We start from the raw sequence: 13,708 nt of genomic DNA on the forward strand, positions 1-13,708 counted from the left end.
ATCCTGACCCCCGGCCGCGCCCACACGGCGGGCGACGCCGTCGTCTGGGTGCCCGACGCGGGCGTGATGTTCACCGGCGATATCGTCGAATACCACTCGGCCTGCTACTGCGGCGATGGCCATTTCGCCGACTGGGGCGCCACGCTGGACGCCATCGCCGCCTATGACCCCATCGCCATCGCGCCGGGTCGGGGCGATGCGCTGGTCGGTCGCGAGATGGTCGCGAGCGCGCTGGCCAATACCCGCGATTTCGTCGAGAGCACCTACCGCCCGGTGCAGCGCGTCGCGGCGCGCGGCGGCTCGCTGAAAGAGGCCTGGGACGCGGTGCGCGCCGAGTGCGACCCCAAGTTCAAGGACTACGCGATCTACGAGCACTGCCTGCCCTTCAACGTCGGCCGCGCCTATGACGAGGCCCGCGGCATCGACACCCCCCGCATCTGGACCGCCGAACGCGATCAGCAGATGTGGAAAGACCTGCAGGGCTGAGTCAGTCCCTCACACTGGGCGAATGCCCGAATTGCGCGCGGTAATCGCGCGCAAACCGACCGAGATGCGTGTAGCCGCAGCCAAAGGCGACGTCTGTCACGCTCTCGGTCACCACCCGCGCCGACAGCCGATAGCGCGCCATGTCCAGCCGCACCTTGCGCAGATAGGACATCGGCGTCATGCCCAGCGCGTCTTTGAAGGCAATCTGCAAAGTGCGCGGATGGGCTTCGGCGGCGGCGGCGATATCCTCCAGCCGCAGCTCTTCGGCATAAGCCTCGTGGATAAACCCAATCGCCCGGCGCAACTGGCGCGGGGCGACGCGGGTTGCCGTGCGGTCCATCAAATGACTGATGTTGCTGGGCTGCAGTTCCAGCAACATGCGCGCGATCTCGTGCTCGACGCTCATCTGGCGCAGGCTTTGCCGCTCGACCGACAGCGAGCCCGCATCAATCGCGCGGGCCATGGCCAGCGTCAGGGTTTTCAGCGTGCGCCCCGCTTCACGCGTCAGGTCCACCGCCGGGTCAAAGCGGATCGGGCCGGGCAGCGGGATGCCCAGATCATCCTCGGCCACGCGGTTCAGGAAAGCGCGGTCGATCTGCACCATCAGCTTGACGCAATCGCCCCGCCATTCCATCCGCGTCGGCCGGTCCGGGCTGATGATCGTCCCGCGCGCAGGGCTGGCGTCGACCTCATACCCCCGGTGCTGGATGCGGGCCGTCCCGGCCAGCGGCAGCTGCAACAGATAGAAGTCGCGCAACTGCCCCGGATCGATCGCGACGTCGCCGCCATAGCCCAGCAGGTTCAGCGACAGGTTCGTGCCGCGCACATGGTTGTGGCGCACATCGAGCCCGCGGCCCTGCGGCAGGGTCAGCCGGTGATCGCAGTAGCGCTGTGACACAGCCGCCCGCGCCGCGTCCAGATCGCGGGTCCGCAGGACAGGGTAGGCGGCAAGAAGCTCAGGGCTGTGCATCGCGTCATGCTACGCCGAAAAACGCACATTTCAAGCTTGAGATATTGGACTCGCAATCTGGATAATCAGCGCGGCTGCGCTCTGGCATCCTCTCCTGAGCCAATAAAAACAGGGAGACGGCAAAACATGGAACTTGGAGTCACACCACAAAGCGACGCAATCGGCGGCAAAAGCTGGAACGTCGTCGGCCATACCTACACCCCCAAACTGCACAGCCCCAACGTGTTCATCTGGCACGCGCATGTGCCCGACGGCACCTTCGTGCCGCCCCATATCCACCCGACGCAGGACGAGTGGATCTATATGCTGACCGGCAACCTTGAGGTCGAATTCGGCGGCGACGTCCACAAAGCCGGTCCCGGCGACACGATCAAGATGCCGATGGGCATCGCGCATGGCATCTTCAACCGTTCAGGCACCGAGGCCACCTGCGTCTTCGGCGTCGCCCCGGCGCGCAAGCTGTTCGATCTGTTCGGCAAGCTCGACGGCGTGACCGACCCCGCTGAACTGGTGCGGCTGTCTGCGATGTACGAGGTCGACTTCCTGCCGCCCCCGGACGCGGGCTGAGGGGGCGCATCACCATGGTTGAACGCAAAATCGTGGCGGTTATCGGCGGCGGCATCAGCGGGCTGGCCGCTGCCAAGGCCTTTGACGAAAAGGGCCACCGCGTGCTGGGCTATGAGCGCAGCGCGGATTTCGGCGGGGTGTGGGAGCTGTCGCGCTCGTACCCCGACGTGCAGACGCAATCGCCCAAGGAGCTGTATTGCTACACCGATCTGCCGATGCCCGCCGAGTACCCGCAATGGCCCAAAGGCCCGCAGGTCCACGCCTATCTGCATGCCTATGCCGCCAAGCACGGTCTGGCGCGGTTGTTTCGGCTGAACACGGAAGTGAAATCCATGGACCGGCGCGCGGATGGCAAACCGGGCTGGACCCTGACGCTGGATGCAGGCGGGCAGGAATGGACGCAGGACGTTGATTTCGTGGCGATCTGCACCGGGCAGTTTTCGGAAAAGAACATCATCAGCCACCCCGGTCAGGACAGCTTTGTCGCGGCGGGGGGCAAGATCATGCACTCGTCCGACTACACCGATCCGTCGATCTGTCAGGGCGCGAGCGTCGTCGTGCTGGGCGGGTCGAAATCGGCCACCGACATCGCGGTCAACGCGGTGAAAAACGGTGCCAAGCAGGTGACGCTGGTCTACCGCGAGAATGTCTGGCGCATCCCGTATTACGTCGGCGGGATCAACTTCAAGAACCTGCTCTACATGCGCGCGCAGGAGATGCAGTTCAACGGCTGGGGGCGCGGGCCGGGCAAGAAGCTGGTCGAGGCGATCACCAAGCCCTTGGTCTGGGCCAATTTTCGCGGGCTGGAGACGCTGCTCAAGCTGCAACTGGGGCTGAAGAAGCACAACATGGTGCCGACCATTCCCATCGAGAAGGACGTCTCGTGCTCGGTCCCCATCGTCACACCGGGGCTGTTCGAGGCGCTGAATGCAGGCAAGATCAAGCCGGTGATCGGCACCTATGACCATTACGACGGCAAGAAACTGACCCTGACCACGGGCGACGTGATCGACTGCGATGTGTCGGTGCTGGCCGTCGGCTGGAAGCTGGGCATCCCCTATCTGCCGCAGGCCTACCGCGACAAGCTGATCGAGAGTGACGGGCAGTACCGCGTCTACCGGCTGGCGGTGAATCCTGACCTGCCGGACATGGGCTTTGTCGGCTTCAACTCCAGCTTCTGCACGGTGCTGTCGGCCGAGATGGTCGCCAACTGGCTGGTGCGTTATGCTGACGGGCAGCTGGCCAACCAGCCGACCTCGCAGCAGATGGGTCAGAACATCGACCAGATGCTGCACTGGAAGCGCAATGAGCGCCCCGCCGCGCAGATCTATGGCGGGCTGTGCTCGGCCCCGTTCCACTTCCACCATTTTGACGAGCTGCTGCAGGACATGGGCGCGCGCCAATGGAAACGCAGCAACCCGCTTGCCGAAACCTTCTCGCCACCGGATGCTGCCGCCTATGGCCGCTTTCTGGCGACCACCCCCCAGTATCACGCAGGCTGAGACCTGACAGGGAGACACGATGATGACCAAAGCGCTGGACAAAGGCGTCACGCCGAACGGGACGGGCACCAAGCTCGATATCCTCGGGCAGACCTACTACCTGAAATCCCATTGCGACTCGAGCTTTGCGTTCGAGGCGAACTCGGCCCCCGGCCAGTTCGTGCCCGTGCACATCCACCCCACGCAGGATGAATTCATTCTGGTGCAGGAGGGCGAGCTGGATCTGAAGCTGGACGGCCAGTGGACCAAGGCCAAAGCGGGCGATCTGGTGCGCATGCCGCGTGGCATTCCGCACGGGTATTTCAACAAATCCGACAAGCCGGTGCGCGCGCTGTTCTGGGTCTCACCGGCTGGCAAGCTGCAAGAGCTGTTCATGGAGCTGAACGGGATGACCGACACCGACGCGGTGGTGCGGGTCTCGGCCGAGCATGATGTGGAGTTCCTGCCGCCCGAGGCGAATGAATGACGCCCAGCCGGGATTGGAACCGCGCCTTTGACAACATGGCCCATGTGGCGGGATCAGCGCAGCTGCCCGCCCATTGGGCCGCCGAGGGCGCGGCGTACCGCGACAGCGGCGTACGTGTCGAGCAGGACATTGCCTACGGCGATGCACCGCGCGAAAAGCTGGACATCGTCTGGCCCGAGGGCTCGCCCAAGGGCCTGGCGGTGTTCGTGCATGGCGGCTACTGGATGCGGCTGGAAAAGGCGCATTGGTCGCAGTTTGCCGAGGGCGCGCGGGCGCGGGGCTGGGCGGTGGCATTGCCCAGTTACACGCTGACGCCGAACGCCCGGATCAGCGAGATCACGCAGCAAATCACCCGCGCGCTCACCGTCGCGGCCGAGCGCGTTGCCGGCCCGATCCGCTTGTCGGGGCATTCAGCGGGCGGGCATCTGGTGGCGCGGATGCTCTGTCAGGACACCGCCCTGCCCGCTGCTGTCACCGACCGGATCGAACACGTCCTGTCGATCAGCGGCTTGCACGATCTGCGCCCGCTGCTGCACACCGGCATGAACGAGACGCTGCATCTGGACATGGCGGAGGCGACAGCGGAAAGCCCGGCGCTTCACCGCCCCCTGCCCGGCGGGCAGCTGACCGCGTGGGTCGGTGGCGGCGAGCTGCCCGAGTTCATCCGGCAGGCGCAGCTGATGGCGATGATGTGGGACGGGCTGGACGCGCAGACGCGCTGCGTCGTGGACAGCGTTCATCACCATTTCTCGGTGATCGAGGCGCTCAAAGATCCGCAGAGCCCGCTCTGTGACGCCTTTCTGGGCTGACCCTTGATTGACGCCCCCTGCCCGGTTCCGTATGCGCGGGACCGGGCGTATGTTTTCTGCGGCCCGCCAGCAAAGGGCCGACCGATGACCGACACCCCCCAGCTCGACGATGCGCATTTCGCCGCCCCTGACCTGAGCCGCCTGCACCCAGCCCGGCGTGCCACCCATGCGCCGCGCATCCTGCTGCTGCACGGATCGCTGCGCGCCCGTTCGTTCAGCCGCCTGATGAACGAGGAAGCCGCGCGCGTCCTGACCCGGCTGGGGGCCGAGACCCGCAGCTTCAACCCCTCGGGCCTGCCGCTACCCGACGATGCCGACGCCGCGCATCCCAAGGTGCAGGAGCTGCGCGATCTGGTCAGCTGGAGCGAAGGGATGGTCTGGTGCTCGCCCGAACGGCACGGGTCGATGACCGGCATCATGAAGGCGCAGATCGACTGGATTCCGCTGTCGCTGGGGGCCGTGCGCCCGACGCAGGGCAAGACACTGGCGGTGATGCAGGTCTCGGGCGGGTCGCAAAGTTTCAACGCGGTCAATCAGTTGCGCATTCTGGGCCGCTGGATGCGCTGCCTGACAATCCCCAACCAATCCTCGGTCGCCAAGGCGTTCCAGCAGTTTGACGATGACGACCGGATGCTGCCCTCTCCCTATTACGACCGGATGGTCGATGTGATGGAAGAGCTGGTGAAATTCACCCTGCTGACCCGTGACAGTGCCGCCTATCTGACCGACCGCTACAGCGAGCGCAAGGAAAGTGCCGAGGCGCTGATGGCGCGGGTCAACCATACCAAGATCTGATTACTCTGCCGCCATCGCCTCGCCCGCGCTGCGGCGGGCGGGCAGCACCACCGGCGCACCCTTGGGTTTGCGCAGGGCCTTTTGCCACTCGGCCACCCAGGCGATGGCAATCATCCCTGCTACGCCCAGCGGCGGCAACACCCAGGCCAACCAGCCCGCCTGTTCCCAGTTGGTCATGATCACCTGAAACACCAGCGCCAGCAGGGTGCCCGAGACGAAGACCAAGAGCCCCTGCCGCCCCATCAGCCGCAACGGTGCCGCCAGCGCATGCGCGGCAATGCGCGTCACCACCGGCAGGCACGACAGCACATAGAACATCGCCAGCACATGCAGGAAACGGGGCAGCGCCAGATAGGTCTTGTCATGCGAGACCACGTTGAACGGCACGCCCAGAGCGCCCAACCGCGCCATCTGATGGTTCAGCACCTCGCCCAGACCGGGCAGGTAGCGCCATGCCACTACCAGCACCAGATAACCCAGCGCCGCCGCAAACAGATAGGGATTGCGCGGCACAAAGCGCTCGCCCTTGCGCAAGTAGATGCCGGTCAGCAGCCCCGCCACGAACACCGCCTGCCAGGCGACGGGATTAAAGAACCAGCCGCCCTCGTTGGGAAAATTGGGCAGGTTGAGCCGCCAGATCCCCGCCGCCAGCCAGACGGCCGCAGACAGCCCGACCAGCAGCATAGGGTGGCGCAGGCCCAGCAGGATCAGCGCCGGGCCGATGAACAGCAGCACGCTATAGGCGGGCAGGATGTTCACATAGCCCAGCTGATGCGTCAGCAACGGGATGCCCAGCAGCGCCTGCTCGGTATTCTCGAACACCTGCCGCAGGTTGATGATGGTCAGCATCTGCGGCAGGTCGAACGCCTGCGCGCCAAAGGAAAAGATCGCGATGGCCCACAGGGTCATGAAGATCTGCATCAGGTACAAGACCCACGCCCGGCTCCACATCGGCTGCACGGCGGACCAAAGCCCGGTCTTGGCGCGCGCTTCGGGCAGGAAACGCCCGGAATAGGCCAGCCCGGCGGCGATGCCGGACAGGATAAAGAAGGACTCGGCGGCGTCGGAAAACCCAAGGTTGCGGATCGTCAGATACTCGAACGGGTTGCCCGGCACGTGATCGATAAAGATCATCACCAGCGCCAGCCCGCGAAACGCATCGATGCGCGGATCGCGCGCGCGTTTGGGCACGCTCACAGGATCGCGGCGCTCAGAGTGCGACATCGGCACCCTCCGGCAGCGCGGTCTGCACCTCCTCGCCCTGCTCCCACCGCGCCACAATCGCGCGGTAGTCACGGGTCACGGGCGACGGTTCCCCCTCAGCGGGTGTGATGAACACGCTGCGGGTAAGCGGGCGCGAGGTCAGCGCGATCAGCAGCGGCGCGGCCAGCATCGGAAGGCTGACCGGCATCAGCCACAGCGCCAGTTCGGGCGCAATGCGCGCGACCAGTGCCAGTGCCGCAGCCCCGATGGCGCTGATCCACAGACCCGCGCGCAGCCCTTGGGTCAGGCTCAGCCGTCCTTCGCCGCGCTGGTTGGCAGGCCAGCCGCCATCGTAGCCGATCAACACCTGAAACACGGCACGCCCCTGATAGAGCAGCATCACCGGCGCCAGCAGCGATGACAGCAGGATTTCCACCGCCACCGAAGCCGCCGCCCGGTCGGTGCCGCCAAAGCCGCGCACCCGGCCCGAGACCGCAGCGCCGATGAGGATGGCCAGCTTGGGCAACACAAGCAGTCCGGCAATGCCGAACACCAGCGCGGTGATTTCCTTGGTGCGGTCGTCAGGGAAGACCGGGAACAGCAGATGCGGCTCGGGGAAGTAGTTGGGCAGCGGGGCCGCGATGGTCGCCACGATGGAGGCGATCAGGAACGCACCCCACAGGACCGAGACGAGATACGCGAAGATGCCTTGCAGGAACACAAACCGGCTCCACGCCGACAGACCCGGCGCGAACAGCAGGCGGCTGTGCTGCAGGTTGCCCTGACACCAGCGGCGGTCGCGTTTGGCAAAGGCGAGCAGGTTCTCGGGGCCTTCCTCGAACGAGCCTTCGATCGAGCCGTCGACCTGCACGCTCCACCCGGCGCGGGCGAGCAGCGCGGCCTCGACATAGTCGTGGCTCAGGATATGCCCGCCGAACGGGGGACGCCCGCTCAGTTCCGGCAACCCGCAGCTTTCCGCGAAGGCGCGGACGCGGATGATCGCGTTATGGCCCCAGAACGGGCCGGTCTGGCCCTGCATCCGCGCCAGACCGCGCGTGAAGACGGGACCGTGGAACCCGGCAGCAAACTGCATGGCGCGGCCAAAGAAGGATTGTGCGCCGATGATCTTCGGCAGGGTCTGCAACAGGCCCAGTTTCGGGTCGGCCTGCATGCGGGCCAACATCTGACGGATGGCAGCGCCCTCCATCAGGCTGTCGGCGTCCAGAATGACCGCGAAATCATAGGCGGCACCCGAGGAACGGATGAACTCCTCGATATTGCCCGCCTTGCGGCCCCGGTTGTCCGAGCGGCGGCGGTAGAAGATACGCCCTGCCCCGTTGGTCTGGCTGAGCAGGCGGACGTATACGTGACGTTCGCGCAGCGCCGCAGCCTCGTCGCGGGTGTCGGACAGGATGGCGATATCCGCCGTCAGACCCGCGTCGCGGATCGAGCGGTCCATCGCGGCGATGCGCGCGAAGGTGCTGACCGGATCCTCGTTGCAGATCGGCATCAGGATGACCAGCGAGGGCTGCGGCCCCTGAAGGTCTGGCACCGGTTTGACACGCATCGGCCACAGGCCGACGAAAGACAGCGATGCCCCCCAGGCCAGCCAGGCCGTGGTGACAAAGATCAGCACGCCGCGCACGACGTCCCATAGATCGACACCGTCCTGAATCGCCGCTTCGGCCAGCAAGGACGTCGCCGTCAGCGCGGCAAGCGCGGTGAAGGACAGCGCCGCCGTCCGAACCAGCAGCGTGCGGAAATCCGCTTTCAAGGGAGCCCCCATGCGCAGGCGCAATCAGACGCGCTGACGCGGCAGCAACTGCGCGATCAGGCGCACCAGAGACAACCGGGCTACCGGCGCTTCCAGCCGCTGACGCGGCATGTCCAGCGGTGCCGCCGGCGGCGCCCAATGCGCTGCGGGCACCACGTCGGCGGTTTCGGTCATCATCGTATTCGGTTCGGCGTTCATTCCCGCACCCATTGGTAAAGCCATGTCTCGGTCAGCACCCGGTCAAATCCGGTCACGCTTGCGCGTAGCTCAACCACCGCACCGGGATCGCTTTGCACCTCAAGTACGAGGCGCCAGATCTCGGTTCCGCTGATCTTGCTGACAATGGCTTCGGTGACGACACCCCTGTCCGCGCTGACCTGGGCTGAAACGTCCGCATCTGCGGAAAGTTCCCCCAAAAGTCCGCCCTGGAAATCGATCACGAATTTTCGGCGGTCTGTTGCCGCTGCCACCCCGGCAACGCCGCCATGACCGGCACGTGTGCGCAAAATAGTGGCGCGTTCGACATTGCGGTCGCCCGGCGGGGTCCGGCCCCAGTGCAACCGATAGCTCAGCTCCAGCGCGTTGCCCTGCTTGAAATCCCCCTCGGGCACCCAGAAGGCGACGATGTTGTCATTGCCTTCCAGATCCGACGGGATTTCCACCAGACGCACGGAACCCCGGCCCCAGTCGCCCAAAGGCTCGACCATCAGCGAGGGGCGCGATTCGTAATGCGCCTGGGCATCGAGGTAATCACCGAAATCGCGCGACCGCTGGACCAGCCCGAACGAGGCCGGGTTGTCCGAGCGCAGATACGAGCTGGCCAGCCGCACCGGGTTGTTGAGCGCGCGCACATAGGTGTCGCCCTCGCGGCTGTTGAGCACCAGATACTCGCTGTCATGCACGGCGGCGCGGAAATCCTCGAACGCGCCGGGATCGGCCCCGCCGAACAGGAACATCGAGGTCAGCGGCGCCAGACCCAGTTGCGCGACATCGGCGCGCAGGAACAGCCGGGCGGTGACCTCGACCACGGTATTCTCGCCCGGCGTGATGACAAAGCGGTAAGCGCCGGTGACGGAATCGCTGGCAAGCGCGGCGTAGAGCGTGACGCTGGTCTGGCCGGGCAGCGGGCGCTCGAGCCAGAAATCGGTGAAGCGCGGGAATTCCTCGCGTCCCGACAGGGCGGTGTTCACGGCCAGACCGCGCGCGGACAGGCCATAGACCGTGTCACGGCCAAGCGCGCGGAAATAGCTGGCGCCCAGAAAGGCAATCAGCTCGTCAAAGATATCGGCACGGTTGAGCGGCGTGTGCAGACGGAACCCGGCAACGCCGGGCATCACGGCATCGGCCGGAACCGACTCAGCCAGCGCGCCGCCGTACTCGAAGTCGGCGGTCGAGAAATCCATCGGCAGCGCATTGCCCTCGACGATCTCGTGGATGTGCACCGGCTCTTCGAACAGCCAGCCTAGATGGAAGGCGTGCAGACGGAAGTTCTGCGCCGGGTCCTGCCACCGCGCGCGGGCCGGACGGAAGCGGATGCGCTGGTAGCCGTCATAGTCCAGATCGGCCAGAAAACCCTCGATCGCTTCAGGCGCGGGCGGCGCGGATTCGCTGGCCAGACGCTGCGCTTCGGTCAGGATCTCATAGGAAAACGGCTGCGGTTGAGGCGCAGCAGGCGGCGCTGCCTCGACCGGCGCGGGTTCGGGTGCGGCTTCGACAGGAGCCACCTCTTGCGCGCGCAGGTGGGCAGGGGCCAGCAGCGCTGCGGCTGCAACGGTTCCGGCCAGCCCCGCCAGAAAGCGGCGGCGGCTGGGGTAGTGGGTGGTCAGAGCCTCGGTCAGATGGCCAGACAACTTAGACACACGCAGTCTCCATTCAATCATTCGGTTAACCTCTTACCACACCGGTAATTTTGCGGTGCAGCAAGAAACACGCCCAAGATGCTGCGTGGCAGAATCCTGCTCATCTAAGCGGCGCGGCATCACAGAGAAGTCCTTCCCTGCACAAACACAAGCCACGTCGCGCGGATTTGTTCATCGCGGCGAAGAAAATGCAAAACGGCTGCGCAAGAACCCGCGCACGGGGCTCTCGCACAGCCGAATTTCGACCACGTCAGGCGTGGATCAGCGCATCAGATCAGGCAGGAACAGGGTGATCTGCGGGAAGCTGATAAGCAGGGCCATCACAACGACCTCGGCCAGCAGGAACCACAGCACGCCGCGATAGATCGTCCAGATCGGGACCGAATCACCCACCACCGATTTCACCACAAAGACGTTCATGCCTAATGGTGGGGTGATCATGCCGATCTCGACGTATTTCACCACGATGATGCCGAACCAGATCAGGTCCAGATCCAGCGCTTTCATCATCGGCAGGAACACCGGCAGCGTGATCAGCATGATGCCCAGCGGGTCCAGGAACATGCCCAGCACCAGAAACACCAGCGAGATGGCAAGGATCACCAGAATCGGATCACCCGCCCAGCCGCCGACCATATCCGCCAGCAGCGAGGATACGCCGGTCAGTGACAGCAGGCGCGTGTACATCACCGCACCCATGCCGACGAAGAATATCTGCGCCGTGCCTGACATCGATTCGCGCAGCGCGTCGATGAAATTGGGCATCGAGATGCGGCGCTGAGCCAGCGCGATCACCAGCGCCAGCGCGGCCCCGGTGGCCCCGGCTTCGGTCGGCGTGACGATGCCGCCATAGAGCCCGCCGATGATGCCAAGGATCAGCAGCGTGACCGGCCAGACCTCGCGCAGGGCCGACATGCGGTCGGCCTTGAGCGTGGCCAGTTCGGTATCGTCCAGCTTGGGGGCCAGCGCCGGGTTGAGCTTGCAGCGGATGACGATGAGCGCGACATAGGCGGTCGCGGTCAGGATGCCCGGCACGATCCCGGCGATCAGCAGGCGCGAGATAGAAACCTCGGCGAAGACGCCGTACAGCACCAGCATGATCGACGGCGGGATCAGCGCGGCCAAGGTGCCAGCCGAGGCCACAACCCCGGTCGCCAGCGCCCTGTCATAACCGACGCGCAGCATCTCGGGGATCGCCAGCCGCCCCATCGCGGCCGAGGATGCCAGCGACGAACCACAGGCCGCGGCAAAGCCGACGCTGGCCATGTTGGCCGCGACGGCCAGACCGCCGGGCAGCGCGCTGAACCACAGGCGGGCAGCGCGGAACAGCGACGACGAAATCCCCGAATGGTTGGCAATCGCCCCCATCAGCAGGAACATCGGGATCGCGGTCAGATCCCAGCTGGCGGCAAAGGCAAAGGGCGTCTCGCGCAAGATCGACAGCGCGATGTTGAAGTTGCGCACATAGGCCAGACCCAGCACCGAGACCACGCCCAGCGCGACGCCAATAGGCACGCGCAGCGCGATCAGGGTCAGCATGATGCCCAGCGTGGCCAGTCCGAATTGAAGGGCGTCCATGTCAGGCCTTCTCCCCGGTCACGGGGTTGGTATTGGTCAGTTTGGCGAACAGCCGGAAAATCATCGTCAGCACCATCGCCGCCCCTGCCACCGGCAGGATCCAGCGCGTCGGCCAGATGGGCAGATAGCCGCCAAGGATTTCCCAGACCTCGCCGCGTTCGGTGCGGGCGGCAGCGGAGATCCACGTTTGCCAGACGAAAGCGCTGACATAGAGGATCACCAGCACATCGACCAACAGCGCGATCACCGTCTGAAAAAGGCGCGGCAAGGCGCTGACAAAGATGTCGGCGGTCACATGCTGGTCGCGCAGCGTCACCCAGGCGATGGGCAGGAAGGCGACGGCGATCATGTAATAGCTCGCCGTGATCTCGCCGGTGCCCGCCAGCGGGCTGTTGAAGAACGAGCGCGCGATCACGTCGATGGTGACGTGCAGCATCATCAGGACACCGGCGACCATCGACACGGCAAAGAGCGCGTTGGCGATCCAGCTCACCAAGCGGTGGAAGAATTTCATGTCACGTCCTCGGGTGCGCGAAAGGGAAAGCCGGGGGCGTTTGACACGCCCCCGGCCAAAGAGGCAAGCTTACAGGGTCGAGGGATCAACCTGCGAGAAGACCTCATCCCAGATGCGCTGGGTCATGGCTTCGACGTCATTGCCCAGCTCGGCCGAGATCGGGCGCCAGCGTTCGACAGCCGCGAGATAGGTGTCGATCAGCGCGGCGGGGTCTTCGACGCCCAGACGCTCGCCGGCTTCCAGCAGACGCGCGCGGTCATGGGCCGAGAAGCCTTCGACCATCGCGGTCAGACCGGCGTCGGGTGCAACCAGTTCGACGCCGTTGACCTCTTGCTGGTTCTCAAAGCTTTCCTGATCGCGGATCACGTAGTTGCCGATCGTGTGCTTGGCGGTGATGAAGGCCGAGGCCCGCATCATCGCCTGCTGCTCGTCCGCCGACAGACCCATGAACAGATCGCGGTTCATCAGGAAGCCGACAGCGGGGCTGGAGTTGCCCAGCGGCAGATCGGTGACATAGCGGGCGTATTCGCCGTAGCCATAGGTTTGCAGCCATTCGCGGGTCGCCATCAGGCAATCCAGACCGCCGCGTTGCAACAGGCCCACAGCCTCGGTCAGCGTGACCGACAGCGGGGTGCCGCCGCCCATGATCGCCATTTCGCCATAGCCGCCGGTGGCGCGGATGCGCAGGCCGGACATCTGCTCAAGCGACGAGACCGGCGAGGTGCACATCAGCCGGTACGAGGCCGAAGCAAAGCCGCCGAACGGCAGCACGTTGTTGTCACGCGCTTCTTGCAGGCAAGATGGGCAGTGCAGGAAGACGGTCTCGGCGGCGGCAGCGGCGACGGCCATGGGGTCATCACCCGGCACGACGACCGAATAGAGCAGCGTGAACGAGGGCATCGCCTCGGGCGTATAGACCGGAATCTGCAGGCCAGCCTGCATCAGGTCGTCGGTCACCGCCGCCAGCGTGCCGCGGCCATCGGCCAACTGGCCACCGGCGATCAGCTCCCACTCCAGCGCGCCACCGGTGGCTTCGGACATCATCGCGAAGGCTTCGGGCAGCGTGTCGGTGTTCAGGTAATCCGAGGCGGGCGGCCACGATCCATAGATCGGGGTCTGCGCCAGCGCGCCGGTGGCGAGCAGCGTCAGCGCGCTCGTCAGGGTCAGGGTCTTTGTCAGGGTCAT

At 65.3% G+C, this 13,708-nt stretch carries 13 protein-coding genes and 1 pseudogene; 6 read left to right on the plus strand and 8 right to left on the minus strand.

All coding sequences use genetic code 11. From position 1 onward, the window contains the following. Positions 1-486, plus strand: a pseudogene (locus tag EAE28_RS21325) (MBL fold metallo-hydrolase); the annotation flags it as partial. Position 487: 1 nt separating this feature from the next. On the opposite strand, the gene EAE28_RS21330 reads toward EAE28_RS21325, so the two are convergent. After that, positions 488-1,456: an AraC family transcriptional regulator gene (locus tag EAE28_RS21330; protein WP_127110094.1), complete on the minus strand. Its 969-nt coding sequence runs from the start codon at positions 1,454-1,456 to the stop codon at positions 488-490. Between the two features lie 126 nt (positions 1,457-1,582). Here EAE28_RS21330 and EAE28_RS21335 point away from each other — a divergent pair, with 126 nt between their 5' ends. From EAE28_RS21335 to arsH, 5 genes are all read left to right on the plus strand, one after another. Continuing rightward, on the plus strand, positions 1,583-2,023 hold the full coding sequence (locus tag EAE28_RS21335) for a cupin domain-containing protein (RefSeq protein ID WP_127110096.1): 441 nt from the start codon (positions 1,583-1,585) through the stop codon (positions 2,021-2,023). 14 nt (positions 2,024-2,037) lie between these two features. Then, on the plus strand, positions 2,038-3,525 hold the full coding sequence (locus EAE28_RS21340; protein ID WP_127110098.1) for a flavin-containing monooxygenase: 1,488 nt from the start codon (positions 2,038-2,040) through the stop codon (positions 3,523-3,525). Between the two features lie 19 nt (positions 3,526-3,544). Beyond that, on the plus strand, positions 3,545-3,991 hold the full coding sequence (locus tag EAE28_RS21345; RefSeq protein ID WP_246022522.1) for a cupin domain-containing protein: 447 nt from the start codon (positions 3,545-3,547) through the stop codon (positions 3,989-3,991). Next, entirely contained in the window at positions 3,988-4,800 is an 813-nt protein-coding gene (locus EAE28_RS21350) for an alpha/beta hydrolase (protein WP_127110102.1), read from the plus strand. Before EAE28_RS21345 ends, EAE28_RS21350 begins: the two co-directional genes overlap by 4 nt. A gap of 84 nt (positions 4,801-4,884) precedes the next feature. After that, a complete protein-coding gene (gene arsH / locus EAE28_RS21355; protein ID WP_127110105.1) occupies positions 4,885-5,595 on the plus strand; it encodes an arsenical resistance protein ArsH in 711 nt (236 codons plus the stop codon). Here the strand turns inward: arsH and EAE28_RS21360 are convergent, their stop codons facing one another. The 7 genes from EAE28_RS21360 to EAE28_RS21385 all read right to left on the minus strand — a co-directional run bounded on the left by EAE28_RS21360 (position 5,596) and on the right by EAE28_RS21385 (position 13,708). Beyond that, a complete protein-coding gene (locus EAE28_RS21360; protein WP_127110107.1) occupies positions 5,596-6,819 on the minus strand; it encodes an OpgC family protein in 1,224 nt (407 codons plus the stop codon). It abuts the gene before it with no gap. Then, positions 6,806-8,584, minus strand: a complete 1,779-nt coding sequence (gene mdoH, locus EAE28_RS21365; protein WP_127110109.1) for a glucans biosynthesis glucosyltransferase MdoH — start codon at positions 8,582-8,584, stop codon at positions 6,806-6,808. Before mdoH ends, EAE28_RS21360 begins: the two co-directional genes overlap by 14 nt. Positions 8,585-8,596: 12 nt before the next feature. After that, positions 8,597-8,770 carry a hypothetical protein gene (locus EAE28_RS23895; RefSeq protein WP_164736733.1) on the minus strand — a complete coding sequence of 58 codons (174 nt, stop codon included), beginning with the start codon at positions 8,768-8,770 and terminating at the stop codon, positions 8,597-8,599. Then, positions 8,767-10,431: an OpgD/OpgG family glucan biosynthesis protein gene (locus EAE28_RS21370; RefSeq protein ID WP_246022525.1), complete on the minus strand. Its 1,665-nt coding sequence runs from the start codon at positions 10,429-10,431 to the stop codon at positions 8,767-8,769. Before EAE28_RS21370 ends, EAE28_RS23895 begins: the two co-directional genes overlap by 4 nt. 261 nt (positions 10,432-10,692) lie before the next feature. Next, the gene (locus EAE28_RS21375; RefSeq protein ID WP_127110113.1) at positions 10,693-12,009 is read right to left on the minus strand and encodes a TRAP transporter large permease; all 1,317 of its coding nucleotides are present in this window, start codon (positions 12,007-12,009) and stop codon (positions 10,693-10,695) included. A 1-nt stretch (position 12,010) separates the two neighbouring features. Further along, positions 12,011-12,523: a TRAP transporter small permease gene (locus EAE28_RS21380; protein ID WP_127110115.1), complete on the minus strand. Its 513-nt coding sequence runs from the start codon at positions 12,521-12,523 to the stop codon at positions 12,011-12,013. Positions 12,524-12,592: 69 nt separating this feature from the next. Further along, positions 12,593-13,708, minus strand: coding sequence for a type 2 periplasmic-binding domain-containing protein (locus EAE28_RS21385; RefSeq protein ID WP_127110117.1), 1,116 nt, complete (start codon positions 13,706-13,708; stop codon positions 12,593-12,595).

The sequence above is a fragment of the Pararhodobacter zhoushanensis genome (assembly GCF_003990445.1).
Taxonomy (GTDB): domain Bacteria; phylum Pseudomonadota; class Alphaproteobacteria; order Rhodobacterales; family Rhodobacteraceae; genus Pararhodobacter; species Pararhodobacter zhoushanensis.

Excerpts from the sequence above, each read along its gene's own strand:
- EAE28_RS21340 (WP_127110098.1), top strand. The coding sequence starts at position 2,038 with ATGGTTGAACGCAAAATCGTGGCGGTTATCGGCGGCGGCATCAGCGGG.
- mdoH (WP_127110109.1), bottom strand. The coding sequence starts at position 8,584 with ATGGGGGCTCCCTTGAAAGCGGATTTCCGCACGCTGCTGGTTCGGACG.
- EAE28_RS21345 (WP_246022522.1), top strand. The coding sequence starts at position 3,545 with ATGATGACCAAAGCGCTGGACAAAGGCGTCACGCCGAACGGGACGGGC.
- EAE28_RS21335 (WP_127110096.1), top strand. The coding sequence starts at position 1,583 with ATGGAACTTGGAGTCACACCACAAAGCGACGCAATCGGCGGCAAAAGC.
- EAE28_RS21330 (WP_127110094.1), bottom strand. The coding sequence starts at position 1,456 with ATGCACAGCCCTGAGCTTCTTGCCGCCTACCCTGTCCTGCGGACCCGC.
- EAE28_RS21360 (WP_127110107.1), bottom strand. The coding sequence starts at position 6,819 with ATGTCGCACTCTGAGCGCCGCGATCCTGTGAGCGTGCCCAAACGCGCG.
- EAE28_RS21350 (WP_127110102.1), top strand. The coding sequence starts at position 3,988 with ATGACGCCCAGCCGGGATTGGAACCGCGCCTTTGACAACATGGCCCAT.
- EAE28_RS21380 (WP_127110115.1), bottom strand. The coding sequence starts at position 12,523 with ATGAAATTCTTCCACCGCTTGGTGAGCTGGATCGCCAACGCGCTCTTT.
- EAE28_RS21375 (WP_127110113.1), bottom strand. The coding sequence starts at position 12,009 with ATGGACGCCCTTCAATTCGGACTGGCCACGCTGGGCATCATGCTGACC.
- EAE28_RS23895 (WP_164736733.1), bottom strand. The coding sequence starts at position 8,770 with ATGAACGCCGAACCGAATACGATGATGACCGAAACCGCCGACGTGGTG.
- arsH (WP_127110105.1), top strand. The coding sequence starts at position 4,885 with ATGACCGACACCCCCCAGCTCGACGATGCGCATTTCGCCGCCCCTGAC.
- EAE28_RS21385 (WP_127110117.1), bottom strand. The coding sequence starts at position 13,708 with ATGACCCTGACAAAGACCCTGACCCTGACGAGCGCGCTGACGCTGCTC.